Annotated in this window: 27 protein-coding genes and 1 riboswitch; of the genes, 19 read left to right on the top strand and 8 right to left on the bottom strand. The window is 72.4% G+C overall.

Going from position 1 to position 25,790, the window contains the following annotated elements; all coding sequences use genetic code 11:
• Positions 1 to 171 precede the first annotated feature (171 nt).
• Positions 172 to 261: riboswitch (cobalamin riboswitch) on the top strand.
• A gap of 114 nt (positions 262 to 375) precedes the next feature.
• The 3 genes from OG799_RS27210 (at position 376) to OG799_RS27200 (ending at position 3,318) form a co-directional block, all read left to right on the top strand.
• Positions 376 to 1,314, top strand: a complete 939-nt coding sequence (locus OG799_RS27210) for an ABC transporter substrate-binding protein (protein WP_406038854.1) — start codon at positions 376 to 378, stop codon at positions 1,312 to 1,314.
• A 160-nt stretch (positions 1,315 to 1,474) separates the two neighbouring features.
• Positions 1,475 to 2,506, top strand: coding sequence for a FecCD family ABC transporter permease (locus tag OG799_RS27205; RefSeq protein WP_406046420.1), 1,032 nt, complete (start codon positions 1,475 to 1,477; stop codon positions 2,504 to 2,506).
• A 32-nt stretch (positions 2,507 to 2,538) separates the two neighbouring features.
• Positions 2,539 to 3,318: an ABC transporter ATP-binding protein gene (locus tag OG799_RS27200; protein WP_406046419.1), complete on the top strand. Its 780-nt coding sequence runs from the start codon at positions 2,539 to 2,541 to the stop codon at positions 3,316 to 3,318.
• 12 nt (positions 3,319 to 3,330) lie between these two features.
• Here OG799_RS27200 and OG799_RS27195 read toward each other — a convergent pair whose 3' ends face one another.
• From OG799_RS27195 to OG799_RS27170, 6 genes are all read right to left on the bottom strand, one after another.
• The gene (locus tag OG799_RS27195) at positions 3,331 to 4,089 is read right to left on the bottom strand and encodes a VOC family protein (RefSeq protein WP_406038852.1); all 759 of its coding nucleotides are present in this window, start codon (positions 4,087 to 4,089) and stop codon (positions 3,331 to 3,333) included.
• Positions 4,090 to 4,184: 95 nt separating this feature from the next.
• Positions 4,185 to 4,922: an ABC transporter permease gene (locus tag OG799_RS27190; protein ID WP_406038850.1), complete on the bottom strand. Its 738-nt coding sequence runs from the start codon at positions 4,920 to 4,922 to the stop codon at positions 4,185 to 4,187.
• Between the two features lie 10 nt (positions 4,923 to 4,932).
• On the bottom strand, positions 4,933 to 5,829 hold the full coding sequence (locus tag OG799_RS27185) for an ABC transporter ATP-binding protein (protein WP_406038848.1): 897 nt from the start codon (positions 5,827 to 5,829) through the stop codon (positions 4,933 to 4,935).
• Entirely contained in the window at positions 5,826 to 6,137 is a 312-nt protein-coding gene (locus OG799_RS27180; RefSeq protein ID WP_406038846.1) for a winged helix-turn-helix domain-containing protein, read from the bottom strand. Before OG799_RS27180 ends, OG799_RS27185 begins: the two co-directional genes overlap by 4 nt.
• Positions 6,134 to 6,772: a transporter gene (locus OG799_RS27175; protein WP_406038844.1), complete on the bottom strand. Its 639-nt coding sequence runs from the start codon at positions 6,770 to 6,772 to the stop codon at positions 6,134 to 6,136. The genes OG799_RS27180 and OG799_RS27175 overlap by 4 nt, the downstream gene beginning before the upstream one ends.
• Before the next feature lie 48 nt (positions 6,773 to 6,820).
• Complete coding sequence (locus OG799_RS27170; protein WP_406038842.1) at positions 6,821 to 8,890, bottom strand: HelD family protein; 2,070 nt, start codon at positions 8,888 to 8,890, stop codon at positions 6,821 to 6,823.
• A gap of 213 nt (positions 8,891 to 9,103) precedes the next feature.
• On the opposite strand from OG799_RS27170, the gene OG799_RS27165 reads away from it, so the two are divergent.
• Genes OG799_RS27165 through OG799_RS27155 form a run of 3 tightly spaced genes read left to right on the top strand, consistent with a single transcriptional unit; the run spans position 9,104 to position 12,021 of the window.
• A complete protein-coding gene (locus OG799_RS27165; RefSeq protein ID WP_406038840.1) occupies positions 9,104 to 9,685 on the top strand; it encodes an ArsR/SmtB family transcription factor in 582 nt (193 codons plus the stop codon).
• Between the two features lie 41 nt (positions 9,686 to 9,726).
• A complete protein-coding gene (locus OG799_RS27160) occupies positions 9,727 to 11,136 on the top strand; it encodes an MFS transporter (RefSeq protein ID WP_406038838.1) in 1,410 nt (469 codons plus the stop codon).
• Positions 11,137 to 11,169: 33 nt separating this feature from the next.
• Positions 11,170 to 12,021, top strand: coding sequence for a menaquinone biosynthetic enzyme MqnA/MqnD family protein (locus OG799_RS27155; RefSeq protein WP_406038836.1), 852 nt, complete (start codon positions 11,170 to 11,172; stop codon positions 12,019 to 12,021).
• Positions 12,022 to 12,108: 87 nt separating this feature from the next.
• Here OG799_RS27155 and OG799_RS27150 read toward each other — a convergent pair whose 3' ends face one another.
• Positions 12,109 to 13,044 (bottom strand): hypothetical protein, encoded by a 936-nt coding sequence (locus OG799_RS27150; RefSeq protein ID WP_406038834.1) that lies wholly within the window; start codon positions 13,042 to 13,044, stop codon positions 12,109 to 12,111.
• Positions 13,044 to 14,048 carry a hypothetical protein gene (locus OG799_RS27145; RefSeq protein WP_406038832.1) on the bottom strand — a complete coding sequence of 335 codons (1,005 nt, stop codon included), beginning with the start codon at positions 14,046 to 14,048 and terminating at the stop codon, positions 13,044 to 13,046. The genes OG799_RS27150 and OG799_RS27145 overlap by 1 nt, the downstream gene beginning before the upstream one ends.
• Positions 14,049 to 14,416: 368 nt before the next feature.
• On the opposite strand from OG799_RS27145, the gene paaA reads away from it, so the two are divergent.
• The 13 genes from paaA to OG799_RS27080 all read left to right on the top strand — a co-directional run bounded on the left by paaA (position 14,417) and on the right by OG799_RS27080 (position 25,765).
• A complete protein-coding gene (gene paaA / locus OG799_RS27140; protein WP_406038830.1) occupies positions 14,417 to 15,484 on the top strand; it encodes a 1,2-phenylacetyl-CoA epoxidase subunit PaaA in 1,068 nt (355 codons plus the stop codon).
• Positions 15,481 to 15,801 (top strand): 1,2-phenylacetyl-CoA epoxidase subunit PaaB, encoded by a 321-nt coding sequence (paaB, locus tag OG799_RS27135; protein WP_406038828.1) that lies wholly within the window; start codon positions 15,481 to 15,483, stop codon positions 15,799 to 15,801. Before paaA ends, paaB begins: the two co-directional genes overlap by 4 nt.
• A complete protein-coding gene (gene paaC / locus OG799_RS27130; RefSeq protein ID WP_406038826.1) occupies positions 15,798 to 16,523 on the top strand; it encodes a 1,2-phenylacetyl-CoA epoxidase subunit PaaC in 726 nt (241 codons plus the stop codon). Before paaB ends, paaC begins: the two co-directional genes overlap by 4 nt.
• On the top strand, positions 16,517 to 16,993 hold the full coding sequence (gene paaD / locus OG799_RS27125; protein WP_406038824.1) for a 1,2-phenylacetyl-CoA epoxidase subunit PaaD: 477 nt from the start codon (positions 16,517 to 16,519) through the stop codon (positions 16,991 to 16,993). Before paaC ends, paaD begins: the two co-directional genes overlap by 7 nt.
• Complete coding sequence (gene paaE / locus OG799_RS27120; protein WP_406038822.1) at positions 16,990 to 18,099, top strand: 1,2-phenylacetyl-CoA epoxidase subunit PaaE; 1,110 nt, start codon at positions 16,990 to 16,992, stop codon at positions 18,097 to 18,099. The genes paaD and paaE overlap by 4 nt, the downstream gene beginning before the upstream one ends.
• A gap of 325 nt (positions 18,100 to 18,424) precedes the next feature.
• Positions 18,425 to 19,615, top strand: coding sequence for a cyclic dehypoxanthinyl futalosine synthase (gene mqnC, locus OG799_RS27115; protein ID WP_406038820.1), 1,191 nt, complete (start codon positions 18,425 to 18,427; stop codon positions 19,613 to 19,615).
• A 407-nt stretch (positions 19,616 to 20,022) separates the two neighbouring features.
• Positions 20,023 to 20,733 (top strand): demethylmenaquinone methyltransferase, encoded by a 711-nt coding sequence (locus OG799_RS27110; RefSeq protein WP_130330837.1) that lies wholly within the window; start codon positions 20,023 to 20,025, stop codon positions 20,731 to 20,733.
• Between the two features lie 82 nt (positions 20,734 to 20,815).
• A complete protein-coding gene (locus OG799_RS27105; RefSeq protein ID WP_406038818.1) occupies positions 20,816 to 21,046 on the top strand; it encodes a hypothetical protein in 231 nt (76 codons plus the stop codon).
• A 134-nt stretch (positions 21,047 to 21,180) separates the two neighbouring features.
• Positions 21,181 to 22,458, top strand: a complete 1,278-nt coding sequence (locus OG799_RS27100) for a geranylgeranyl reductase family protein (RefSeq protein ID WP_406038816.1) — start codon at positions 21,181 to 21,183, stop codon at positions 22,456 to 22,458.
• 134 nt (positions 22,459 to 22,592) lie between these two features.
• Complete coding sequence (locus tag OG799_RS27095) at positions 22,593 to 22,958, top strand: NADH-quinone oxidoreductase subunit A (RefSeq protein ID WP_130330841.1); 366 nt, start codon at positions 22,593 to 22,595, stop codon at positions 22,956 to 22,958.
• A gap of 14 nt (positions 22,959 to 22,972) precedes the next feature.
• Entirely contained in the window at positions 22,973 to 23,650 is a 678-nt protein-coding gene (locus OG799_RS27090) for a NuoB/complex I 20 kDa subunit family protein (RefSeq protein WP_406038813.1), read from the top strand.
• Entirely contained in the window at positions 23,647 to 24,384 is a 738-nt protein-coding gene (locus tag OG799_RS27085) for an NADH-quinone oxidoreductase subunit C (RefSeq protein WP_406038811.1), read from the top strand. The genes OG799_RS27090 and OG799_RS27085 overlap by 4 nt, the downstream gene beginning before the upstream one ends.
• Before the next feature lie 55 nt (positions 24,385 to 24,439).
• On the top strand, positions 24,440 to 25,765 hold the full coding sequence (locus OG799_RS27080) for an NADH-quinone oxidoreductase subunit D (protein WP_406038809.1): 1,326 nt from the start codon (positions 24,440 to 24,442) through the stop codon (positions 25,763 to 25,765).
• The last annotated feature ends 25 nt before the right edge of the window (positions 25,766 to 25,790 follow it).

Raw genomic sequence — 25,790 nt, 5'->3', positions numbered from 1 at the left:
CTGTCCCGTCTGGAAGGAAGTTTCGGAAGACATCAAACGATGGAAAATCTTTGCCGGTGTGAGGATCCGGCTGGCCCCGGTTCCATCCCCGCCGGGGCCCCACCCACCCCTCCCGTCCGGACGATCTCCGCTGCTCGTGCGCTACCGTGACAGCGACCAACCCGCAGCGAAGCCGGTGTGAAACCGGCGCTGTCCCGCAACTGTGATGCCCCGCACGGTGTCGGCCCCGGCCGACGCCGACATGTGTGGGGACGAGCCAGGTCGCCTGCGGCACGGTCGCGACACGCGCTCTCGAGGAAGGGCGCCTCGCGGACGGGCACGCGAAGGCGGTCCCTGTCGGCGAAGCACCACACTCCTCGACCGACAGGAGGATCCATGTCCAGACGTACCCCCCGGCTCTTCGCCGCGACCCTCGCGGTGGCCGCGCTGGCCCTCGGCGCCTGCGCCGAGAAGACCTCTACCGACACCCCCGCCGCCGGCGGCAGCCCGGCGGCCGCCGCCTTCCCGGTCACCGTCGGCAAGCTGACCCTGGAGAAGCGCCCCGAGAAGATCGTCTCGCTCGCGCCGACCGCGACCGAGATGCTCTTCGCCGTCGGCGCCGGCAAGCAGGTCACCGCCGTCGACGACCAGTCGAACTACCCGGCCGACGCGCCGAAGAGCGACCTGTCCGGCTTCCAGCCGAACGCCGAGGCGATCGCCGGCAAGAGCCCCGACCTGGTGGTGCTCTCCAACGACACCAACAAGATCGTCGACCAGCTCACCACGCTGAAGATCCCGGTGCTGCTCATCCCCGCGGCCACCACGCTCGACGACACGTACCGAGAGATCACCGACCTGGGCGCGCTCACCGGCCACCCGGCGGAGGCGGCCGACGTCACCAGGAAGATGAAGGACGACATCGCCGCGCTGACCAAGGACCTGCCGCAGCGGGCGAAGAAGCTGACCTACTACCACGAGCTGGGCCCGGAGCTGTACAGCGCGACCAGCAAGACCTTCATCGGCTCCATCTACGCGATGGCCGGCCTGGAGAACATCGCCGACCCGTCGGACGCCGACGGGAAGAACGGCGGCTACCCGCAGCTCTCCCAGGAGGTCATCGTCAAGGCCAACCCGGACTTCGTCTTCCTGGCCGACACCAAGTGCTGCAAGCAGAACCCCGACACCGTCAAGGCGCGCAGCGGCTGGGCCGGCGTCACCGCGGTGAAGAACAACCAGATCGTCGCCCTCGACGACGACATCGCCTCGCGCTGGGGCCCGCGCGTCGTCGACCTGCTCAGGGCGATCGTCGACGGCACCGCCAAGGTGCCCGCGTGACCCGTCGGTGACCGTGCGACCCACCGACCCCCGGCCGGCCGGGACGCCCGACGCGTCCCGGCCGGCCGGCGTGCCCGCCTCCGGGGCGGCCGGGTCCGCGTCCGGTCCGGGCCGTCCGGTCCCTGCGCCGGCCGCAGCCGGTACCGGCCGGCCGGCCGGGCTGCGCAAGCGCTGGCTGGCCGCCGGGGTCGTCGCCGTGCTCGTCGCCCTGGTCGCCGGGGTGTCCCTCGGGCCGGTCAGCCTGCCGCCCGGCAGCGTCGCCGCCGAACTGCTCAACCTGCTGCCCGGGGTGCACCTGGACAGCGGGCTGACCGAACGCGAGGTCGCCATCGTCACCGAGCTGCGGCTGCCCCGGGTGGTGCTCGGCCTGCTCGTCGGCGCGCTGCTCGCCCTGGCCGGCGGCTGCTACCAGGGCGTGTTCCGCAACCCGCTGGCCGACCCCTACCTGCTGGGTGTGGCGGCCGGCGCGGGGCTCGCGGTGACCGCCGTCATCGCGCTCGGCGCCGGGGCGGGCGGGGCGCTGACCGGGATGCCGGTCACCATCCCCCTCGCCGCGTTCGTCGGCTCGCTCGGGGCGGTCGCCATGACGTACCTGCTCGGCGCGGCCGGCGGGCGGGACCGGTCACCCGCCACGCTGATCCTGGCCGGGGTGGCGGTGTCGGCGTTCCTCGCCGCGGGGCAGACGTACCTGCTGCAACGCCACTCGGACAGCATCCAGCAGGTCTACTCCTGGCTGCTCGGGCGGCTGGCCACCGCCGGCTGGCACGACGTCCGGCTGGTCCTGCCGTACTTCGTGCTGACCGCCGTGGTGGTGCTGCTGCACCGGCGGGAACTCGACGTGCTCTCCGTCGGCGACGACGAGGCGACCAGCCTCGGCCTGCACCCGCAGCGCTCCCGCTACCTGCTGATCGCCGCCGCCTCGCTGGGCACGGCCGCCGCGGTCTCCGCCTCCGGCCTGATCGGCTTCGTCGGCATCATCGTGCCGCACACCGTGCGGCTGCTCGCCGGGTCCAGCTACCGGGTGATCCTGCCGCTGTCGATGCTCTTCGGCGGGGCGTTCCTGGCGCTGACCGACGTGGTCGCCCGGACCGCCGCCGCTCCCGCCGAGATCCCGATCGGCGTGGTCACCGCTCTGCTCGGCGGCCCGTTCTTCGTCCTGGTCCTGCGCACCGCCCGCCGGGTGTTCACGTGAGCGCTCGGCCGCGGCCGGCGGCCGGCGGCGTGCTGGGCGCGCCGGCGGTCGAGGTGCGGGACCTGCACGTCCGGCTGGGTGGCGCGCCGATCCTGGCCGGTGTCGACCTGAGCGTCGCGGCCGGCGAGTGGGTCACCGTGATCGGCCCGAACGGCGCCGGTAAGTCGACCCTGCTGCGCGCCGTCGGCGGCCTGCTGCCCGCGCCGGGCGCGGTGTCCCTCTTCGGTACGCCGATCCAGTCGCTGCGCCGCCGCGACCGGGCCCGGGTGGTGGCCACCGTCGCCCAGTCCCCGGTGGTGCCGGCCGGCATGTCGGTGCTGGACTACGTGCTGCTGGGCCGCACCCCGTACATCCCGCCGCTGGGGCGGGAGTCCGCGGCCGACCTGGTGGCCGTGCACGAGGTGCTGGACCGGCTGGACCTCGGCGCGTTCGGGCGCCGTGAGCTGGCCACCCTCTCCGGCGGCGAGCGGCAGCGGGTCTTCCTGGCCCGGGCGCTCGCCCAGGGCGCCACCCTGCTGCTGTTGGACGAGCCGACCAGCGCGCTGGACATCGGGCACCAGCAGGAAGTGCTGGAGCTGGTCGACCAGCTCCGCCGGGAGCACGGCCTCACCGTGCTCGCCACCATGCACGACCTCTCCGTCGCCGGCGAGTACGCCGACCGGATGGTGCTGCTCGCCGACGGCCGCGTCGCCGCCTCCGGCCCACCGAACGAGGTCCTCACCGAACCCCTCCTGGCCCGGCACTACCGCGCCCACGTCCGCGTCATCCCCGGCGACCACGGCCCCCTGGTGGTTCCCGTCCGCCCCCGCTGACGGCGGACGGGGTCAGGACAGGGCGGTGATGGAGAAGAGGGCGCCCTGGGGGTCGCGGAGGGCGGCGGTGCGGCCGGCCGGGATGTCGCGGGGTGGGACGAGGATGGTGCCGCCGAGTTCGGCGGCGCGGGCGGCGGTGGCGTCGGCGTCCTCGACCGCGAAGTAGACCGACCAGTACGCCGGCAGGTCGGCCGGCAGCTCCTCCAGCGGCGGCATCATCCCGGCGACCACCCGCGCCCCGCAGCGCCAGCCGGTGTAGGTGACCGGGCCCACCGGCTGCTCCTCCGGTTGCCAGCCGAAGACCAGCGCGTAGAACTCCTTCGCCCCCTCCGGATCGGGGGTGACCAGTTCGTTCCAGCACATCGCGCCCGGCACGTTGAACACCTCCGCCCCGGACATCGCCATCGGCTGCCAGACGCTGAACACCGCGCCGGCCCGGTCGGCGAGGACCGCCATCCGGCCCTGGTCGAAGACGTCGAACGGGGTGACCACGACCTGCCCGCCAGCCGCCTCCACCCGGGTCGCGACCAGGTCGGCGTCGTCGGTCGCCACGTACGTCGACCAGATCGGCACCTGGTCCGGGGTGCCCGGCGGGCCGGCACCGGCGACCGATCGGCCGTCCTTGAGGAAGACGGTGTACCCACCCGCCTCCGGCTCCGGGGAGACCCGGCCGGTCCAGCCGAACAACTGCGGGTAGAACCGCTTCGCGTCCGCCAGTCCCGGGGTGGCCAGGTCGGCCCAGCAGGGCGTGCCGGGCTCGACGGTGTTCACGCTGACCCCTCTCGGCAGGGGCGTACCCCGACGGCACGCCCTGCCGGCATCGTGGCACCGTCCCCCGGCCCGCCGGGCCGGTTCCGGACAAAACGTCAGCTGAAGCGGTGCCCCTCGTCCCGCCGGTACGCCCACCCGGCGACCGTCGCCAGCGCGACGATCCAGACGCCGAGCATCGCCACGGAGAGCGGGTTGAGCCGCCAGTCGGTGGTCGCCGCCCACATCAGCTCCACCGCGCCCCGGGTCGGCAGGTAGGGGGCGATCGCCTTGATGAAACCGGGCGCGTCGTCCGGGCCGGAGAGCAGCCCGCCGCCGAAGGCGAGTGGGAAGAAGACGATCTGCGCGACCACGATCGCCGCCTTGCTCGGCAGCGAGTAGCCGATGGCCAGCCCCAGCAGGGTGAACGGCACCGAGATCGCCGCGACCGTGGCCGCGCCGAGCAGGAACTGGACCGGGGTGACCCGGGCCGCGGTGGCCACCGCGGCGATGACCACCACCGGCAGCATCGACAGGTAGGTCAGCACCAGGCCGGCCAGGATCCGCCCGGCCAGGCGGGGGCCCGGTCCGGCCGGCAGGGTCCGGGTGTACGGGTTCCACGGCTGGTCGCGGTCCTCGGCGACCCCGGCGCCGTACTGGAAGATGTTGGCGCTCATCACCGCAAAAGTGATCATCGCGGCGGTGGCGTAGGTGGCGCCGGCGGGGTCGTCGCCGGCGAACGGCACCACGAAGAAGAGCATCGCGGCGGCGGGGAAGAAGGCGCTGCCCACCACGGCCACCGGAATCCGGATGATGGTCAGCAGTTGGTAGCGGGCATGGATCAGGGCGAGCGGCACAGCGGGCTCCTCAGACAGTGGTGGGCTGGGCGGTGGCCGGCTCGCCGGTCGCGGTGATGGCGAGGAACGCCTCCTCCAGCGAGGTGGGGCGCACCTCCAGCTCGCGGAACGCCACCCCGGCGGTGACCAGATCGCGGACCAGTTGATCGGCGTCGGTGGTGAGCAGGTGGGTACGTCCCTCGACGTGCTCGGTGGCCACCACCCCGGGCAGCCGCGGCAGGTCGTCTGCGAGCAGGCTGACCCGGCGCACCCCGACGACGCTGCGGACCGCCTCAACGGTGTCGTCGGCGAGCACCCGGCCCCGGCCGATCACCACGACCCGCTGGGCCAGCGCCTCCACCTCCTCCAGGTAGTGGCTGCTCAACAGGACGGCGCCGCCGTCGGCGTGGAACGACCGGATCGCCTCCCACAGGGTGCGGCGGGCCTCGACGTCCAGCCCGCTGGTCGGCTCGTCGAGGACCACCAGCCGGGGTCGGCCGACGAAGGCCAGGGCGACCGCGAGTCGACGCCGCTGGCCGCCGGAGAGGCCGCCGGTCTGCCGCCGTACCTGGTCGGTGAGGCCGAACCGGTCGAGCAGCTCGCCCCGGGGCACCGGGTCGGGGAAGTGCGCGGAGGCGAAGTCCACGACCTCGCCGACCCGGAGCGTGCCGGGCAGGCCGGTCTCCTGCGGGGTGACCCCGAGCTGCCGGCGGGTCGCCGGGACGCGGGGGTCGCCACCGAGGAGTTCCACCCGGCCGGCGGTGGGCCGGCGCAGCCCGACCAGCAGGTTGATCAGGGTGCTCTTGCCGGCGCCGTTCGGGCCGAGCAGGCCGACCAGCTCGCCGGGCCGGACCTCCAGGTCGACCCGGTCCAGGGCGAGGACGTCGCCGTACCGGCGGCTCACCTGTTCGGCGCGGGCGAGGATCATGACGGCTCCTTGCTGTCGGTGGGGTCGAGCAGCGCGCGGATGTTCTCGGTGTACTCCTCGAACGCCAGGCGACCGCGCCGGCTGAGGCGGACCAGCGTGGTCGGGGTGCGTCCGCGGTGCGTCTTGTCGATCTCGACGTAGCCGGCGTCCTCCAACTTGCGCAGGTGGACGGAGAGGTTGCCGGCGGTGATGCCGAGGAGTTCCTGCAGGCGGGGAAAGGTGATCCGGTCACCCGTGCCCAGGGTGGACAGGGTGGCGACGACCCGCAGGCGGGCCTGGGCGTGGATGACCGGGTCGAGCTCGGTCACGGACGGTCCCGCCGGTGCAGCCGGGCCAGCTCGCCGGCGAGGAGCATCCCGCCGCCGCCCGCGACGGCGACCACGAGGGCGTGCCAGCCCGGTCCGGCGAGCACTCCGACGATGTTGATCGCGGTGAGCCAGAGGCCGAGCCGGAACAGGGTGCGGTCGAGCCAGATCGCGCCGCCGGCCATGTGCAGGGCGCCGGTCAGCCCGACGGCGAGCGCGGACCAGAGCAGCCCGGCCAGGTCGGCCGGGAGGCTGTCGGAGACCCGGCCGGCGACGGTGAACAGGCTCAGGAAGCCCAGCCCCCAGGCGGCGCCGTACCATCCGCCGCGCCGGGCGGACTCCCCGGTGACCTGCCGGTAGGCGCGGGCGCTGCCCAGCGTGAAGACCACCGAGGCGGCGCCGAGCAGCACGAAGAGCGTGGTCAGGGGAACCCACTCGGGCATGGTCAGGAAGGTTCGGCCGCCGGGGGAGAAGCGCAGGAAGAACAGCCCGAAGCCGACCAACCAGGCGACTCCCCAGGGCCAGTAGTGCAGCCGGGGGTCGGGTTCCAGACGCTGTGCGGTGGCCGCCCGCTGGTCGCGGATGAGTCGCATCGCGCTGGCGGCGTCGACCGGGGGCGGATCGTCGTCCGGGTTCATGCAAAGAACTTTAAACCGCAAAGTCAAGCGGCGGCCGCCGCGGCCCCCTCAGTCGGCCAACGGACCGGGCAGCGGCGCGGTGTGCAGCACCGAGAGCCGGGAGACCGCCCGGGTCAGCACCACGTAGAGGCGGTGCAGCCCGCGCGGCTCCGCCTCGACGATCGCGGCCGGCTCGACGACCACGACGTGGTCGTACTCCAGGCCCTTGACCAGGGTCGCGGGCACCACGGTGACGCGCGCCGCGGTCGCCACGTCGTCGGCGCTCGCGGTCTCGACGCCCGCGTCCGCGAGCGCCGCCCGGAGCCGGTCCACCGCGTCGTCGGCGGCGATCACGCCGACCGAGCCGTCGTGCGCGAGCGCCGCCCGCACCTCGGCCACCGTCGCCGCGACCAGGTCGATCACCGTACGCACGTCCAGCGCGCCGTCGCGGCGCAGCGACTCGGCCGGCGGTACGTCGACGGCGAGGGCAGGCAGCAGCCGGTTGGCGAACGCGACCACCGCCGCCGGCACCCGGAAGCCGATGCTCAGCGGAACCACGACCGCGTCCGGCTTGCCCAGGTGGGCCAGGGACTCCCGCCAGTCGGTGGCGGCCCACGGCGCGGTGCCCTGGGCCAGGTCGCCGAGGAGGGTGATCGACCCGTGTTCGCTGCGCCGCGCGATGGCCCGGCACTGCATCGGGGACAGGTCCTGCGCCTCGTCGACCACCACGTGGCCGAAGCCGCCCGGCCGCTCGATCAGCCCGGCCGCCTCGTCGATCAGCACCGCGTCGGCGGCGGTCCACCTCGTCGCCTTCGGCGTCCGCCCGAGCTTCGTCCCGTCCCGCAGCAGCGCCTGCTCGTCGGGGGTGAGCAGGCCGTCCGCGGCGGCGGCGAGCGCGTCCGGGTCACCGAGCAGCGTGTGCACCAGGCCCTCGGGGGTGAGCGCCGGCCAGACCGCGTCGAGGAAGGTGGAGACCGGCCTGGCCTTGGCCATCCGGCGCAGCCAGGCGTCGCTCGGCGACTCGGCGCGGCGCGCCTCGGACTGCCGTTGCAGCAGTCCCACCACCCGGGCCAGCACCCGCTCCCGACCGGTGGCGTACGGCAGCCCTTCCCGGCGGGTCTCCTCGACCACCCGGTGCAGCGGGTCGAGGCCGATCCGCCAGCGGTACGAGCCGTCCGAGACCATGATCGGCTCGGTCGGCGTACCGATGTGCGCCTCGACCGCGCGACGCAGCACGTCGGCCATCCGCACGTCGTGCTTGAGGGCCGCGACGGCCGGGTCGTCGACGGCCCGCACCGGCACCTGGCCGACCAGGTCCTCCACCGTCGCCTGCGCGACCTCGACCTCGCCGAGGGCCGGCAGCACCGCCGCGATGTACGACAGGAACGCCCGGTTCGGCCCGACGATCAGCACCCCCGAGCGGCGCAGCCGCTCCCGGTGCAGGTAGAGCAGGTACGCGGCCCGGTGCAGCCCGACGGCGGTCTTGCCGGTGCCCGGTGCCCCCTGGACGCAGATCGAATCGGCCAGGTCGGCGCGGACCAGCTCGTCCTGCTCGGGCTGGATGGTGGCGACGATGTCCCGCATCGGCCCGACGCGGGGGCGCTCGATCTCGGCGGTGAGGATCCGGCTGGTCGTGCCCAGCTCCTCGCCCCGGTCCAGGCGCTCGTCCTCGAAGCTGGTGAGCAGGCCGTTGCTGAAGCCGAAGCGCCGCCGGACGGCGACGCCCTGCGGGTCCCTGGCGCTGGCCCGGTAGAACGAGCGGGAAATGGGGGCCCGCCAGTCCAGGACCAGCGGCTCGCCCGCCTCGTCGGTGACGTGTCGCCGCCCGACGTGGTACGCCCCGACGACTTCGTCGGGGTCGGCGTCGCCGCTGTGCCGGCTGTCCGCGGTCCCGCCGAAGTCCAGCCGGCCGAAGAAGAGCGGGGTGGTCGGGTCGTCGGCGAGTTCGGCGACCCGCCGGGCCATGTGCCGGCCCAACTGTTCGGCGGTGTACGCGTCTCCGGCGACCTTGTCGCCGGTGGCGAAGAGGGCTTCGGCGCGTTCCCGCATCCGGCCCAGCGCGGCGCGGGAGGTGTCCAGGTGGGCGCGTTCGGCGGTGAGTTCGTCGTCCAGGGTCTGTTCTTGGGCGTGCAGGGTCATCCACGTACTCCTCGACACGGGAAAAACGCTGCCGCTCGCGTTTCCGACCGTCGTGGGTCGGCGCGGGGACGTCCGCTGCGGTGCTACACACCTCGGCCGTCGGGCGGGGAGAGGGAAGCCTACTCCCGCCAGTCTGCCCGGCAACCGAATATCGGGACGTGCCATCCCGGCCGGCCGTTGGTCGGAGCGTCGGGTGGGCGGGATCATGGGGGGATGACCGAGGCGCGCCCCGAGCAGCGCCGGGTGACGATCAGCGACCCGCAGGTGATGCGGGCGCTGGCCCATCCGGCCCGACTCGCGATCATGGAACATCTCAGCTCGCTGGAGGGCGGCGCGACCGCCACCGAGTGCGCGGAGATCGCCGGCCTGTCGCCGAGCGCGACGAGCTACCACCTGCGGGCGTTGGCGAAGTTCGGGCTGATCGAGCCGGCGCCGAGCCGGGGCGACGCGCGGGAGCGGGTGTGGCGGGCGTTCAGCCCGTCGTACACCGTCTCTGCCGGACCCGAGGCCGGGTCGGAGGCGCGAGCGGCGGAGCTGGCCCTGGTGGAGGCGCACATCGCCCGCGACGCCCAGCGGACCCGGGACTGGATCCGGCGCGCGCCGGAGGAGTCGGCGGAGTGGTACGAGGCGGCGTGGCTGAGTGACACCCTGCTGCTGCTCACCGCCGAGGAGTTGGCCGCGCTGAATGCCGCCGTCCACGACCTGCTCGCCCCCTACCGCAGGCGGGTGCGGGTGGATCCGCCGGCCGGTGCCCGTCCGGTCGGGGTGCAGTACCGGGCGGTGCCGATCGACTGAGGGGGTTGCGCGAACCAGATGTGAAGGATTATTTTCGAAGTATGCCCTTCACATCTGGTCCGTCGCGCTGGTCCGACGTCTGGCTCACCACCGCCGCCCGGGGCATCTCCACCTGTGGGGACTTCCTCGCCGCGAGCGCCCTCACCCTGGCCCTCCAGTCCGCCGGGGCGGGCGGGATGGCCGTCTCCGGCCTGCTGCTCGCCGCCACCCTGCCGCTGGTGGCGCTCGCCCCGCTGACCGGACGGCTCGCCGACCGGGTCGACAGCCGCAACCTGCTGGTGGGGGTGGGGCTGGCCCAGGCCACGATCTGCGTCGTGCTGGCGTACACCGGACACCCGGCCCTGGTGATCGGCCTGGTGGCGCTGCTCGCGGCCGGCCTCGCAGTCACCCAACCGACCCTGTCCGCGCTGGTGCCCGCCATGGTCCGGGCAGCGGACCTGCCGCGGGCCACCGCGCTCAACCAGACGGCCGGCCCGCTGGGCGCCCTCGCCGGTCCGGCGTTGGCCGGTCTGCTGGTCGGCGGGTTCGGCGTCCGCCTGCCGCTGCTCATCGACGCTGGCAGCTACCTCGCGCTGGTGGCGGCCGGGCTGCTGATCCGTACCCGACGGGGCGGCAGCCGGCGCCCGGCCCCGGCGGCGACCCACGGCGCGGCAGCCGGCGCGGCCCCGGCGGTCGCCTGGCGGCTGCGCCGGGACCCGCTGCTGGTCGCGATGGTCGCCACCATCGCCGGGGTGATCGGCGCGGTCGGGGCGATCAACGTGGTCGAGGTGTTCTTCATCCGCGAGACCCTGGGCAGCTCCACCACCATGTACGGCCTGGTGACCGGATCGTGGACGCTCGGCCTGCTGGGCGGTGCGTGGCTCTTCGCGCGGCTGGCCCGGCGGTTGACCGACGACGGCGGGCTGCTCGGCGCCTATCTCGCCCTGCTCGCCGGGTGCTGCCTGATGATCCTGCTCTCCGCCGCGGTGCCCGCCGCGCTGCTGCTGGTGCCGATCTGGCTGATCGGCGGGCTGGGCAACGGCGGGGCCAACGTCTTCGACAACATGCTGCTGGCCCGGCGGGTGCCGGAGGCGGCGCGCGGCCGGGCGTACGCCACGTTCGGCGGGGCGGTCCAGGGTGCCGCGATGGCCGGTTACCTCCTCGGCGGCCTCCTGCTCGAGGTGGCCGACCCCCGGCCGCTGGTCGCCGGCTGCGGGGTGGCCGGGCTGCTGGTGGTCGCCGCGGTGGTGGTCCCGGTCCGCCGTGCGGTCCGCGCCGAACGTTCCGCCGTCCGGTCCGCCGCGCCGCACCCCGCCGTTCCGACGGACCGCCCGGAATCCGTGGTCCCGCAGCCCGCCGCCCGGCCGGCCGGGAGCCCGGACGCCGCGGCGGAACGGTCCGGCGGCGCTCACCTCCGCCGGCTGGGCGAGGAGCCCGGTGCGGAGTTGGCCACTCCTGGACCGGCCCGCTGAGCCGAGCGCGGGCGGCGGGGATACGGTCGGGGCATGGCTGACCGCATCGCCCGCCCCCGGGTCGGACACATCCAGTTCCTGAACTGCCTGCCGATCTACTGGGGGCTGATGCGGTCCGGCGCGCTGCTCGACGTCGACCTGCACAAGGACTCGCCGGACCGGCTGAACGCCGCGCTGGTCGCCGGCGACCTGGACATCGGGCCGATCTCGCAGGTGGAGTACCTGCGGCACGCCGACGAGCTGCTGCTCCTGCCGGACCTGGCGGTCGGCAGCGACGGCCCGGTGCTCTCGGTCAACGTGGTCTCCACCAAGCCCCTCGCCGAGCTGGACGGCGCTCGGGTCGCCCTCGGCTCGACCTCCCGGACCGGGGTGCTCCTGGCCCAGATGCTGCTCGGCGAGCGGTACGGGGTCCGCCCCGACTACTTCCGCTGCCCGCCGGACCTGACGCAGATGCTGCTGGAGGCCGACGCCGGGGTGCTGATCGGCGACGTGGCGCTGCGCGCCCTCTACGAGGCGCCCCGCCGGGGCCTGGAGGTCACCGACCTGGGCCAGGCCTGGCGGGAGTGGACCGGCCTGCCGATGGTCTTCGCCGTCTGGGCGGTCCGCCGGGACTTCGCCGCCGCCCACCCCGGCCTGGTGAAGGAGGTGCACGAGGCGTTCCTGCGCTCGCGGGACCTCTGCCTGGCCGAGCTGGACCAGGTCGCCGAGGCGGCCGCCCGGTGGGAGCCGTTCGACGCGGCGACCCTGGCCACCTACTTCCGCACCCTCGACTTCTCCCTCGGCGAGCGGCAGGTGGCCGGCGTGCGCGAGTTCGCCCGGCGGGCCGCCGCGCTCGGCGAGGCCCCGGCCCTGCCCGAGGGCGGCCCGGAGTTCTTCGCCGGCTGACCGGCCCGCGAGCCTGTTCCCCCGGAACGGCGACGTGGCGGCATCCCGGGCACCGGGACACCGCCACGTCGGCGATCCGGGGGTGGCTCAGGTGGCCGGCCGGAGCAGCGCCTCGGTGATCTTCTGGCAGTTCCTCATGCCGTAGTCGTAGCCCATGTTGATCGGGTAGCGGACCATCACGCCCATCGTCCAGGTGTCGCCGATGGCCAGGCAGTTGATGTGCATCTCCTGCTCGCGCTGCCGGTCGATCCAGCCGTTCTTGATGGCGATGGTCTTCTGCACCTTGGTCGGGAACGCCTTGCGGATACCGAAGTCGCCGACGCCCCGGACCAGCCGCATCTCGTTGAGCAGCCACTTGGTCCACTTCGGCCCGGCGGCCCGGCCGTCGTCGATGCACAGTCCGAGCCGGGCGGTGTCCCGCGGCGACAGCATCGTCCGGCTCCAACCGCCGTCCGAGGCCACCTTGCTGTCGGTGAGCTTGCAGGTCGAGATCAGCCGCTTGATCGAGGCGGCCCGGCCGACGCCGTTGTAGAACTGCTCGGCGCGGGTGTTGTCGCTGTCCCGGATGATCTGGGTGGCGTCGGCGAGCTTGGCGTCGCTCGGGGTCTGCCCGGCCTCGGCCGCCCGCCGCAGGTAGTCGGCGACGATCCACGACTTGATCATCGAGGCGGTGGTGCTGGTCTCGCCCATGTTCTTCGAACCGATGATCTCGCCGGTCCGCTTGTCCAGCACACTCCAGGCGTACCAGCCCTTGATGTCGAGGTCGAGCTCCTGGGCCTGGAACGGCAGCGGCTCCAGGGAGGCGGACGGCGACGGGGTCGGCTGGGGCCGGCTGTTGCGGTCGGTGGGCGCGTTGGTGGACCGGCCGCCCGACCCGGTCGAGTGGGAGGCGGCCGTGGGGCGCAGCGGGGAGCCGGGGACCAGCCGGAGCGAGACGAGCACCAGGCCGACCAGCACGACGGCAACGGCGGCGAACGTCAGCGGCCGCTGGTTGCTGCCCGGCCGGCGCCGGTTGCCGGCCATCAGAGCTTCCCGACCGGCTGCTGCGGCACCTTGAGGGCGGCGCCGGGCTGCGGGGTGACGAGCTGCGTGGCGACGCTGGCGCAGACCTTCGCGCCGTACGAGGGGGACAGGCTGGTGGTGGCGGGGTAGCGCATCATCACCGCGAGGCTCCATTTGTCGGTGACCGCCAGGCAGTTGACGTGCCAGTTGCCGTCGTAGACGAGCCGCGTCCAGCCGTTCTTGATGCTCACCGGGCCCTGTGCCTTGATCTCGGCGGGCAGGCCGTCGATGATGCCCCACTTGCCGCCGCCGGACGTGTCCTGCTGGTCCTTGACGCTGCCCCGGACGTTGGCCATCTCGTTGAGGACCCACTTGGTCCACTTCCCGGCGGCCTTGCCGTCGGCGATGCAGTCGCCGAGCCGGACCGCGTCCCGGGGGGACATCCGGGTGAAGCTCCACCAGCCGTTGTACATGGCGGGGGCGGGGGGTCCACTGCGCTCGGTGTCGGTGAGGCCGCAGATCTTGATGGCCCGCTGGATCACCGGGTCCGGCTTTCCGTTCGGCTGCGGCTTGTACGACCCGCCGGCCGCTGCGTAGACCTTGTTGGCCCCGATGTCGTTGCTGTCCCGAATCGCCTTGCTCGCCCACGTCTTCAGCGCGGGTGTCGGCTGCTTGTCGCCGAGCTGGCGCAGGTAGTCCGACACGATCCAGGTCTTGAGCATCGACTCGGTCGAGTTGGTCGACGTCATGTTCTTGGCGCCGCTGATCTCTCCGGTCTGCCGGTCCATCAGCGCCCAGGAGAAGAACTCGCCGTTGAAGTTCACCGAGACCGGGCCGGCGGCCAGGGTCGGCGGGGGCGGTGTGGTGGGGGCGGGCGCGGGCACGTTCTGCGCGCCGCCGCCGATGCCGCCGATGCTGGCGAGGGCGTCGCCGCCGGAGAGGCGGGCGTACGCGGCAGGCACCAGTATGGCGCCACCGATGAGGACCGCCACGATGGCGAGCACCATGGTCACGCGAGGTCGCATGAGTGGGTGAGCTCCAGATGTCTGGCCGGGGGGACCGGCATTTTCCGAATGGGTACGGCCTGATCGCCGAGGCCGGGGGAGTGGCCGTGAGCCGGTGGCGATCGTCAGCAGCCGATCGGTGTGCCGGGCGAAGTCTACTTCCGGACAAGCCCGGCGCCAGAACCTGAGGCCTGTCAACTCGCAATGAGGCCGAGGCAATAGCCCGCTATGCCGCGCTTGCGAGGATTCATCTTTGCCGGGTGGGCGATGTCACAGGTTTGGGCAGCTCGGCGGCCCTCACCCGAAGCGGCCACCCGGTGACGGAAGGTGCGGACGGATTCCTGTTACACCCCCTGGTGTCTTTGGTCGGAAGCTGTAACACTGGCCTCATGTATGGCAACGACTTCTCCGCCCCGGAGGACAGGCCCGGCGGAGGTCTGCTCGGCGAGGTCGAGGCGGCGGAGGTGGCGCTGCGGGAGGCCGCCGCCCGCGCCCGGCGCGGCGGACCGGCCCCCGACGACGACCTCGAGGCGTACTTCGTGGACGTGATCGACGCCGATCAGAAGATCGAGCCGCGCGACTGGATGCCCGAGGCGTACCGGAAGACGCTGATCCGACAGATCGCCCAGCACGCGCACTCCGAGATCATCGGGATGCAGCCCGAGGGGAACTGGATCAGCCGCGCCCCCTCGCTGAAGCGCAAGGCGATCCTGCTGGCCAAGGTGCAGGACGAGGCCGGCCACGGCCTCTACCTGTACGCCGCGGCGGAGACCCTCGGGATCAGCCGGGACGAGCTGGTCGAACTGCTGATCAGCGGCCGGCAGAAGTACAGCTCGATCTTCAACTACCCGACCCTGACCTGGGCCGACGTGGGCGCGATCGGCTGGCTGGTGGACGGCGCGGCGATCGTCAACCAGGTCCCGCTCTGCCGCTGCTCCTACGGGCCGTACGCCCGGGCGATGATCCGGGTCTGCAAGGAGGAGTCCTTCCACCAGCGCCAGGGGTACGAGATCCTGCACACCCTGGCGCACGGCACCTCCGGGCAGAAGGCGATGGCCCAGGACGCCGTCGATCGCTGGTGGTACCCGTCGCTGGCCATGTTCGGCCCGCCGGACGGCGACTCCACCCACTCCGCCCAGTCGATGTCCTGGAAGATCAAGCGCTTCTCCAACGACGAGCTGCGGCAGCGCTTCGTCGACATGTGCGTGCAGCAGGCCGAGATCCTCGGCCTGCGCGTCCCCGACCCGGACCTGCGCTGGAACGACGAACGCCAGGCGTACGACTACACCCAGCCGGACTACGACGAGCTGATGCAGGTGATCAAGGGCAACGGACCGTGCAACCGGCAGCGGATGGCACACCGCCGCCGCGCCCACGACGAGGGCGCCTGGGTCCGTGAGGCCGCCGCGGCGTACGCCGCCAAGCGCGCGGAGAAGAAGGAGAAGGTGGCCGCGTGAGCGAGCGCAGCGAGCGAACCGGCAAGGCCGGCGCGAGGGAACATTCGCCTCTTTGGGAGGTCTTCGTGCGGGCGCGGCGCGGGCTGTCGCACACCCACGTCGGCAGCCTGCACGCCCCCGACGCGGAGCTGGCCCTGCGCAACGCCCGGGACCTTTACACCCGGCGCCAGGAGGGCGTGTCCATCTGGGTGGTGCCGGCGGGTGCGATCACCGCGTCCAGCCCGGACGAGAAGGACGCCTTCTTCGACCCGGCGGCCGACAAGGTCTACCGCCACCCCACCTTCTACGAGGTGCCGGACGGGGTGGCCCACCTGTGAACGGCCCCTTCGACTTCGTCCTCTCCCTCGGCGACGACGCGCTGATCGCGGCGCAGCGGCTCGGCGAGTGGACCTCCCGCGCGCCGGAGATGGAGGAGGACATCGCGCTGGCCAACATCGCCCTCGACCAGCTCGGCGCGGCCCGCCTGCTGCTGACGTACGCGGGTGAGCTGGAGGGCGCCGGCCGGGACGAGGACGCGTTGGCGTATCTCCGCGACGACCGGGAGTTCCGCAACTGCCTCCTGGTCGAGCTGCCCAACGGCGACTTCGCGATGACCATGGCGAAGCTGTTCTTCCTGTCGGCGTACCAGTTGCCGCTCTACACCGCGCTGGCCGGCTGCGCCGACGAGCGGCTGGCCGCGATCGGCGCGAAGGCGCGCAAGGAGTCGGCGTACCACCTGGACCACGCCTCGCTCTGGGTGAAGCGGCTCGGCGACGGCACCGAGGAGTCACACCGTCGCCTGCAGGCCGCGGTCGACGAGGTCTGGCCGTACGTCCACGAGCTGTTCGCGGCGGACCCGGCGGCGCCGGTCGACCCGGCCACCCTGCGGGCCGACTTCGACACATGCGTCTCCACCGTGCTGGACGAGGCCACGTTGACCCGGCCGGCCGACGGCTGGATGCCCGGCGGTGGGCGGGCCGGGGTGCACACCGAGCACCTCTCCTTCCTGCTCGCCGAGATGCAGGTGCTGCACCGGGCCCACCCGGGGGCGAAGTGGTGAATCCGAGGGAGGCCGCGGCGGCGGTGGTGGACCCGGAGATCCGGGTCATCACCATCGACGAGCTGGGCATCCTGCGGGCGGTCGAGGAGGATCCGGCCACCGGCCGGGTCGTCGTCACCATCACCCCCACCTACACCGGCTGCCCGGCGATGGACGTGATCCGCTCCGACATCCGTCGGGCGCTCGCCGCCGCCGGCCACCCGGATTCCGAGGTCCGCACGGTCTACAGCCCGGCCTGGAGCACCGACTGGATCTCGGACAGCGGCCGGGCGAAGCTCGCCGCCGCCGGCATCGCCCCGCCCGCGCCGGTCCGCGCCGGCAACGTCGTGCCGCTGACCCTCGCCGTCCGCTGCCCGCGCTGCGGCTCCGCGGAGACCGAGCAGGTCAGCCGCTTCGGTTCCACCGCGTGCAAGGCGCTGTGGCGCTGCCGCTCCTGCTCCGAACCCTTCGACCACCTGAAGGCGCTGTGACTGTCACCATCACCCGACCGGTCCGTCGCCGGCCGGCCTTCCACCCGCTCCCCGTCGCCGCCGTCGACCGGCTCACCGACGATTCCGTGGCGGTCACCTTCGCCGTGCCGGAGGAGCTGCGGGAGACCTTCGCGTTCTCCGCCGGCCAGCACCTGACGGTGCGGCGCACGGGTGAGGGCGGCGAGGACGTCCGGCGGTCGTACTCCATCTGCTCCACTCCGGAGGACCTGGCCCGGCACGGCCGGCTGCGGATCGGGGTGCGGGAGATTCCCGGCGGCGCCTTCTCCGCGTTCGCCTGCGGCGCGCTGCGCGGCGGCGACACCGTCGAGGTGCTGCCCCCGCTCGGGCACTTCACCACGGCGTTCGCGCCGGACCGGGTCCGCCACTACGGCGCGGTGGTCGCCGGTTCCGGCATCACTCCGGTGCTCGCGCTGGTCGCGACCGCGCTGGCCGTCGAGCCGGCCAGCACCTTCACGCTGGTGTACGGCAACCGCACGGCCAACACCGTGATGTTCGCCGAGGAGTTGGCGGACCTGAAGGACCGCTATCCGACCCGGCTGCACCTGGTGCACGTGCTCTCCCGGGAGCAGGGCGAGTCGCCGCTGCTGTCGGGGCGGATCGACGCCGACCGGCTGGTCCGGCTGCTGGACACCATCGTGCCGGGCGACGTCATCGAGGAGTGGTTCCTCTGCGGCCCGTACCAGCTGGTGGTGGACGCGAAGGCGGTGCTGACCGGCCGTGGGCTGCCGGAGTCCGCGGTGCACACCGAACTGTTCCACGTCGACGCGCCGCCGGAGCCGGTGCGCCGCCCGGCGGACGAGCCCGGGGCGGGGGCCGAGGTGACGATCGTGCTGGACGGCCGGTCGTCGAGCTTCACGATGGGCCGGGACGAGCGGGTGCTGGACGCGGCGCTCAAGGTCCGCGGCGAGCTGCCGTACGCCTGCAAGGGCGGCGTCTGCTCGACCTGCAAGGCCAAGGTCGTCTCCGGCGAGGTGACCATGGCCCGCAACTACGCGCTGGAGCCCGATGAGGTGGCGGCGGGCTACGTGCTCACCTGCCAGTCCAGCCCGGTGACCGACAAGCTGACGGTCGACTACGACGCGTGACCCTGGCGCAGCGCGTCGAGGGTTACGCCGAGTCACGGCCTCGGCCGACCGCGGTATCCCCTGTCCCGCCCTTTGCGTTGCTTCATCATCCGCAACACGTGCCTTGGGCAGGCGTTCTCTCCTCGGCCGCCTCGGGGTGGCGCGAAGAGCCTGCTCGCGATGGGTGATTGTTGCGTAGGTAGCAGCAGAGCAAAGGCGGTGGGCCGGGGTGTCTGGGCGGATGCCGGCGTGACGCCGCGTGTATGTCGGAGGGGCGAGGCCAAGGACGTCACATCGGGGTGGCCGCGCGTCGCCGCGCCGGAGCCGGCGACGTAGGCTCGGGGGCGTGACGGTGAGCCGGGAGATCGACGACATCCTGCAGCGCGGCGCGGACGGCGGGCGGATCACGCCCGAGGAGGCCCTGCTGCTCTACACCGAGGCGCCCTTCCACGCCCTCGGCGAGGCGGCGGACGCGGTGCGCCGGCGGCGCTACCCGGACAACATCGTCACGTACCTGATCGACCGCAACATCAACTACACGAACGTCTGCGTGACGGCGTGCAAGTTCTGCGCGTTCTACCGAGCCCCCAAGCACAAGGAGGGCTGGACCCACCCGACCGAGGAGATCCTGCGCCGTTGCGGCGAGGCGGTCGAGTTGGGCGCCACCCAGGTGATGCTCCAGGGTGGCCACCACCCGGACTACGGCGTCGAGTACTACGAGGAGCTCTTCTCCTCGGTCAAGCAGGCGTACCCGCAGCTCGCCATCCACTCGATCGGGCCGAGCGAGATCCTGCACATGGCCAAGGTCTCCGGGGTCAGCCTGGACGAGGCCATCGCCCGGATCAAGGCGGCCGGCCTGGACTCGATCGCCGGGGCCGGCGCGGAGATGCTGCCGGACCGCCCGCGCAAGGCGATCGCCCCGCTGAAGGAGTCCGGGGCGCGCTGGCTCGAGGTGATGGAGCTGGCGCACCGGCAGGGTGTCGAGTCCACCGCCACGATGATGATGGGCACCGGCGAGACCAACGCCGAGCGGATCGAGCACCTGCGGATGATCCGGGACGTGCAGGACCGCACCCAGGGCTTCCGGGCCTTCATCCCGTGGACGTACCAGCCGGAGAACAACCACCTCAAGGGCCGCACCCAGGCCACCACCCTGGAGTATCTGCGGCTGGTCGCGGTGGCCCGGCTCTTCTTCGAGACCGTGCCGCACCTGCAGGCCTCCTGGCTGACCACCGGCAAGGACGTCGGCCAGCTCGCCCTGCACATGGGGGTGGACGACCTCGGCTCGATCATGCTGGAGGAGAACGTCATCTCCTCGGCCGGCGCGCGGCACCGCTCCAACCTGCACGAGCTGATCGGCATGATCCGTACCGCCGGCCGGATCCCGGCCCAGCGGGACACCCTCTACAACCGACTCGCCGTGCACCGGACGCCGGCCGACGACCCCAGCGACGACCGGGTGGTCTCGCACTTCTCCTCGATCGCCCTGCCCGGCGGTGGGGTCGGGAAGTCCCTGCCGCTCGTCGAGGTCAACTGACCCCCTGCCGGCGACGGCCGCGGTCGAACGGTCGGTTCCCGTGGACCGTTCGTCCGAGAGGTGGCCCGGGTCACTCCCAAAAAGGGCCATCAATCCGGACAATCCTGGGGTGGCCGCTGGTCAGGCAGGTGGCGAGGGTTCGGCACGGGGGGTGGCGGTCGTGATCGGGTCCCGCTAACGTGCCCGCTCGGAGCATCCGCGCCGCGCGGCGGCGCACCCAGGATCGTCCTCCATCGGCCCGGGAGGGCCGTTCACATAACGCACGGCAGCAGGGGCGGGATGGGTCACCATCCCGCCCCTGCTGTCCTCGTCGGTTCCCCGGTCCGGGCGGCCCGCGGCGGTGTGCCCGGGCTCGCGCCCGGCCACCCGTCGATCGCCGCAGCGCGCGCGGCTGGCAGAGTGGAGGGGTGAGCCGTACCCCGCAGGGCCAGCGCGCCAGCCTGGACAAGCAGCCGCACGAGGTCGCCGCGATGTTCGACGGCGTGGCCGCCCGCTACGACCTGACCAACACCGTGCTCTCCTTCGGGCAGGACCGGTCCTGGCGACGGGCCACCCGGGCCGCGCTCGGCCTGCGCCCCGGCGAGCGGGTGCTGGACGTGGGCGCCGGCACCGGCGTCTCGACCGAGGAACTGGCCCACTCCGGGGCGTACGCGGTGGGCGCGGACCTGTCGCTGGGCATGCTGCACGCCGGCAAGCGGACCCGTCCACAGGTGCCGTTGCTGGCCGGGGACGCCCTGAAGCTGCCCTTCGCGGACGCCAGTTTCGACGCGGTGACCATCTCCTTCGCGTTGCGCAACGTCAACGACACCGACGCCGCGCTGCGCGAGCTGGCCCGGGTGACCCGGCCGGGCGGCCGGCTGGTGGTCTGCGAGTTCAGCACCCCGGTCAACCCGGCCTTCCGGACCGTCTACCTGTCGTACCTGATGCGGTCCCTGCCGGCGGTGGCGCGCGCGGTCTCCAGCAACCCCGACGCGTACGTCTATCTCGCCGAATCGATCCGGGCCTGGCCCGACCAGGCGGCCCTGGCGGCGCGGATCGGCGCGGCCGGTTGGGGCCGGGTGGCCTGGCGCAACCTGACCGGCGGCGTGGTGGCGCTGCATCGCGCGATCCGCGACTGACAGACCGACCTGACCCGGCCGGGCGAAACGGCTATTTCGTGAATATCCGTTTTCGGTCTACTTTGACCCGTAAGCTCGCCCCATGACGGGACCAGAGCAGCCGGTCGCGCCGCCGGCCACCGACGACGACGCCGCGGAACTCATCGCGCAGCTCAAGGAGCTGGCCGGCGCCGATCCCGCGGACGTCCGTCAGGTGGTCGCCGAGGTGCTCGCCGCGCTCGACCGCGCCGCCGGAGGCGCGCTCCGGGACCACCTGCCCGAGACGATCCGGGTAGATGCCGGGCTGGACGCCTCCGCCCCCACCCGCCCGTGACGCCGAAGTGGACCGCGACCGGCAGGTTTCCAGGAAGTTAGGTACCCCTCACCGGCTACGGGTGTAACGCCGGTCATAGACTCCAACCCGATCGGCTTGTGAAGCATTTCACGAGCATGCGGGAGGAGGCGCAGATGACCGCGGTGGAGAACGACGCCGACGTGATCGTCGTGGGCGCCGGTCCCGGAGGATCGGCGACGGCGTACCACCTGGCGCGGCACGGCGTACGTGTGCTGCTGCTGGAGAAGACCGAGTTCCCCCGGGAGAAGGTCTGCGGCGACGGGCTCACCCCGCGCGCCGTACGCCAGCTCATCCGGATGGGCGTGGACACCTCGCCCGAGGCCGGCTGGCTGCACAACAAGGGCCTGCGGGTGATCGGCGGCGGGGTACGCCTCGAACTGGACTGGCCCGACCTGGCCAGCTTCCCCAACTACGGCCTGGTCCGCACCCGGCTCGACTTCGACGACCTGCTCGCCCAGCGCGCGGTCTCCGCCGGGGCGAAGCTGCGGACCAGCGTGAACGTCGTCGGCCCGGTGCTCGACGCCGACGACCGGGTGATCGGCGTGCAGGCCGAGGTGGGCCCGGAGAAGGAGCCGGCCACCTTCCACGCCCCGCTGGTGGTCGCCGCGGACGGCGTCTCCGGTCGCTTCCCGCTCGCCCTCGGGCTGGCCAAGCGGGAGGACCGGCCGATCGGCGTGGCCGTCCGGCGCTACTACCGCTCGCCCGCGAAGCACGACGACGACTACCTGGAGTCGTGGCTGGAGCTGCGCAGCAAGGACAGCGGCGACAACCTGCTCCCCGGATACGGCTGGATCTTCGGCCTCGGCGACGGGCGGGTCAACGTCGGCCTCGGCGTGCTGAACTCCTCCGCCGCCTTCGGCAAGACGAACTACCGGCGGCTGCTCACCGACTGGCTGGCCAACACCCCCGAGGACTGGGGGATGACCGACGAGGCGAACGCGGAGGGGCCGATTCTGGGCGCCGCGCTGCCGATGGGCTTCAACCGGGTCCCGCACTACACCCGCGGGGTCATGCTGGTCGGCGACTCCGGCGGCATGGTCAACCCGTTCAACGGCGAGGGCATCGCGTACGCGATGGAGTCCGGCGAGCTGGCCGCCGAGGTCGCGGTCCAGGCGCTCGCCCGGCCGGCCGGCGCGGAGCGGGAGCGGGCGCTGATGGCGTACCCGCAGGAGCTGAAGGCGCGCTTCGGCGGCTACTACCGGCTCGGCGGGATCTTCGTGAAGCTGATCGGCCGTCCGGAGATCATGCGGATGGCCACCAGGCACGGCATGCCGCACCCGACGCTGATGCGCTTCGTGCTCAAGCTGCTGGCCAACCTGACCGACCCGCGCGGCGGCGACTCGATGGACCGGGTCATCAACGCGATGACGAGGGTGGCGCCAGCCGTCTAGACCTCACGCCCGGGGCCGGTAACGGCCCCGGGCGGGGACCGAGATCGACCCCCGATGACGCAGGTCACGAGGGACGTGAATAGTGTGATTTTCGCCAAGCACCAGGGGCAGGGGAAGGACGAGCAGGAGAAAAGATGTCGCTCTCGCCTTACGCACCGATCATCGGGCTGTTCGCCCTCGCCGCGGGGTTCTCGCTGTTCTCCGTGGCCGCCGCCCGCTTCGCCGGTCCCCGGCGCTTCAACAAGGCCAAGCTCGAGGCGTACGAGTGCGGCATCGAGCCGAGCCCGCAGCCGGTCGGCGGTGGCCGGTTCCCGGTCAAGTTCTACCTGACGGCGATGCTCTTCATCGTCTTCGACATCGAGATCATCTTCCTCTACCCCTGGGCGGTCTCCTTCGACGCCCTGCCGATCTTCGGCTTCGTGGAGATGGTCATGTTCATCGTCGCGGTCTTCGTCGCCTACGCCTACGTCTGGCGGCGCGGCGGCCTGGACTGGGACTGAGGGAGGTACGGCAGATGGGTATCGAGGAGAAGCTTCCCGCCGGCGTCCTGCTCACCTCCGTGGAGAAGCTGGTCAACTGGTCGCGGAAGTCGTCCGTCTGGGGCGCCACCTTCGGTCTGGCCTGCTGCGCCATCGAGATGATGGCGGCCGGTGGTCCGCACTACGACATGGGCCGCTGGGGGATGGAGGTCTTCCGTGCCTCGCCCCGCCAGGCGGACCTGATGATCGTCGCCGGCCGGGTGAGCCAGAAGATGGCCCCGGTGCTGCGCCAGATCTACGACCAGATGGCCGAGCCCCGCTGGGTGCTCTCCATGGGCGTCTGCGCGAGCAGCGGCGGCATGTTCAACAACTACGCCATCGTGCAGGGCGTCGACCACGTGGTGCCGGTCGACATGTACCTCCCGGGCTGCCCGCCCCGGCCGGAGATGCTCATCGACGCGATCCTCAAGCTCCGCGAGAAGATCATGTACGAGCCGCTGGGCGCGAACGGCCGCAAGATGCTGGAGGCCCGCAAGGAGCGCGGTGACGTCCCGGTCGTGCCGTACGGCTCGATGCCGTCGTCGTACCGCAACGACAAGGCCCGGCGTGCCGAGTGGACGCAGGCGGTCCGCGAGGGGCGCGAGGAGCAGCTGCGGATCGAGAACTGGATGAAGGCACAGAACCACCTCCACGCTCACGGGGGCCCGAAGTGACCGCACCGAACGACAAGAACAACGACGGCGGCGTGCCGGTACCGGTCACCCCGGCCGGCGCCAGCACCGGCGCCCCGGCCGAGTACCCGCCGGCCAGCCCGGCCGGGCGCGGCATGTTCGGCATGCATGGCACCGGCGACGTCTCCGGCTACGGCGGCCTGGTCCGCCAGCGCAAGCCGATCGAGGAGGCCGCCCGGCCGTACGGGGGCTACTTCGACGAGGTCCGCGACGCGCTGGAGGAGGCGTACCCGGCCTTCGGCGACGCGATCGAGAAGGTCGTGGTCGACCGCGGCGAGCTGACCCTGCACGTCCGCCCGGAGCGGATCGCCGAGGTCTGCCAGGTGATGCGGGACGACCTGGCGCTCCGCTTCGAGCTCTGCTCCTCGGTGTCCGGCGTGGACTACCTGGGCGCGGACGAGCGTCGGCTGCACGTGGTCTACCAGCTCACCTCGATGACCTACCGGCGCAGGGTCCGGCTGGAGGCCGCGGTCTCCACCGAGGACCCGCACCTGCCGAGCGTCACCGCCGTCTACCCGACCGCCGACTGGCAGGAGCGGGAGACGTACGACATGTTCGGCATCGTCTTCGACGGCCACCCCAACCTGACCCGGATCCTCATGCCGGACGACTGGGAGGGGCACCCGCAGCGCAAGGACTACCCGCTGGGTGGCGTGCCCGTCGAGTACAAGGGCGCCGAGATCCCGCCGCCGGACCGGAGGAGGTCCTACCAGTGAGCGCGAGGAGTGCAGCGGAGCGGAGCCCCGCAGTCGCGAACGGAGGGCAAGCACTGTGACCACGTCCAACTACGCGACCGAGCGTGAGACCACCGAGGGCAAGGTCTTCACCGTCACCGGTGGGGACTGGGACCAGGTCGTCGCCGGCACCGACCCGATCAACGACGAGCGGATCGTCGTCAACATGGGTCCGCAGCACCCGTCCACGCACGGCGTGCTCCGGCTGATCCTCGAGCTGGAGGGCGAGACGGTCCGCGAGGCCCGCTCGGTCGTCGGCTACCTGCACACCGGCATCGAGAAGAACCTGGAATACCGCAACTGGGTCCAGGGCTCGACCTTCGTGACCCGGATGGACTATCTCGCCCCGCTGTTCAACGAGACGGCGTACGCGCTGGCGGTGGAGAAGCTGCTCGGCATCACCGACGAGGTGACCGAGCGGGCCACCACCATCCGGGTGCTGATGATGGAGCTGAACCGGATCTCCTCGCACCTGGTCTGGCTGGCCACCACCGGCATGGAGCTGGGCGCGATCTCGATCATGCTGTACGGCTTCCGCGAGCGGGAGTACATCCTCGACATCTTCGAGACCATCACCGGCCTGCGCATGAACCACGCGTACGTCCGGCCGGGCGGTGTGGCGCAGGACGTGCCGGACGACGCGATCCGCAAGATCCGCGACTTCCTGAAGATGATGCCGAAGAAGCTCAAGGAGTACGAGGACCTCCTCTCCGGGCAGCCGATCTGGACCGAGCGGACCAAGGGCGTCGCGGTGCTGGACGTGACCGGTTGCCTGGCGCTGGGCGTCACCGGCCCGGTGCTCCGCTCCGCCGGTCTCGCCTGGGACCTGCGCAAGACCATGCCGTACTGCGGCTACGAGACGTACGAGTTCGACGTGCCGACCCACCCGGACGGTGACGTCTGGGGCCGCTACCTGGTCCGGCTCGCCGAGATCCGGGAGTCGCTGAAGCTGGTCGAGCAGGCCCTCGACCGGTTGAAGCCGGGCCCGGTGATGGTCGCCGACCGCAAGATCGCGTGGCCGGCGCAGCTCGCCATCGGCGTCGACGGCATGGGCAACTCACTGGAGCACGTCGCCAAGATCATGGGTCAGTCGATGGAGTCGCTGATCCACCACTTCAAGCTCGTCACCGAGGGCTTCCGGGTCCCGCCGGGCCAGGTGTACGTCGGCATCGAGTCGCCCCGCGGCGAGCTGGGCGTGCACGCGGTCTCCGACGGCGGCACCCGGCCGTACCGGGTGCACTACCGGGAGCCGAGCTTCGTCAACCTGCAGGCCCTCCCGGCGATGGCCGAGGGCGGCCTGATCGCCGACGTGATCGCCGGTGGCGCCTCGCTGGACCCCGTGATGGGTGGGTGTGACCGGTGAGCGCGAGGAGCGCAGCGAAGCGGAG

It is taken from the genome of Micromonospora sp. NBC_00898 (genome assembly GCF_045207895.1).
Lineage (GTDB): Bacteria > Actinomycetota > Actinomycetes > Mycobacteriales > Micromonosporaceae > Micromonospora.
The sequence above is the reverse complement of the archived record's forward strand: the minus strand, read 5'-3'. Positions and strand labels throughout refer to the sequence as shown.

Excerpts from the sequence above, each read along its gene's own strand:
- OG799_RS27100 (WP_406038816.1), top strand. The coding sequence starts at position 21,181 with ATGACCGCGGTGGAGAACGACGCCGACGTGATCGTCGTGGGCGCCGGT.
- OG799_RS27150 (WP_406038834.1), bottom strand. The coding sequence starts at position 13,044 with ATGGCCGGCAACCGGCGCCGGCCGGGCAGCAACCAGCGGCCGCTGACG.
- OG799_RS27095 (WP_130330841.1), top strand. The coding sequence starts at position 22,593 with ATGTCGCTCTCGCCTTACGCACCGATCATCGGGCTGTTCGCCCTCGCC.
- OG799_RS27185 (WP_406038848.1), bottom strand. The coding sequence starts at position 5,829 with ATGATCCTCGCCCGCGCCGAACAGGTGAGCCGCCGGTACGGCGACGTC.
- OG799_RS27145 (WP_406038832.1), bottom strand. The coding sequence starts at position 14,048 with ATGCGACCTCGCGTGACCATGGTGCTCGCCATCGTGGCGGTCCTCATC.
- OG799_RS27165 (WP_406038840.1), top strand. The coding sequence starts at position 9,104 with ATGACCGAGGCGCGCCCCGAGCAGCGCCGGGTGACGATCAGCGACCCG.
- paaA (WP_406038830.1), top strand. The coding sequence starts at position 14,417 with ATGTATGGCAACGACTTCTCCGCCCCGGAGGACAGGCCCGGCGGAGGT.
- OG799_RS27105 (WP_406038818.1), top strand. The coding sequence starts at position 20,816 with ATGACGGGACCAGAGCAGCCGGTCGCGCCGCCGGCCACCGACGACGAC.
- OG799_RS27210 (WP_406038854.1), top strand. The coding sequence starts at position 376 with ATGTCCAGACGTACCCCCCGGCTCTTCGCCGCGACCCTCGCGGTGGCC.
- OG799_RS27160 (WP_406038838.1), top strand. The coding sequence starts at position 9,727 with ATGCCCTTCACATCTGGTCCGTCGCGCTGGTCCGACGTCTGGCTCACC.
- OG799_RS27090 (WP_406038813.1), top strand. The coding sequence starts at position 22,973 with ATGGGTATCGAGGAGAAGCTTCCCGCCGGCGTCCTGCTCACCTCCGTG.
- OG799_RS27175 (WP_406038844.1), bottom strand. The coding sequence starts at position 6,772 with ATGAACCCGGACGACGATCCGCCCCCGGTCGACGCCGCCAGCGCGATG.
- OG799_RS27170 (WP_406038842.1), bottom strand. The coding sequence starts at position 8,890 with ATGACCCTGCACGCCCAAGAACAGACCCTGGACGACGAACTCACCGCC.
- OG799_RS27155 (WP_406038836.1), top strand. The coding sequence starts at position 11,170 with ATGGCTGACCGCATCGCCCGCCCCCGGGTCGGACACATCCAGTTCCTG.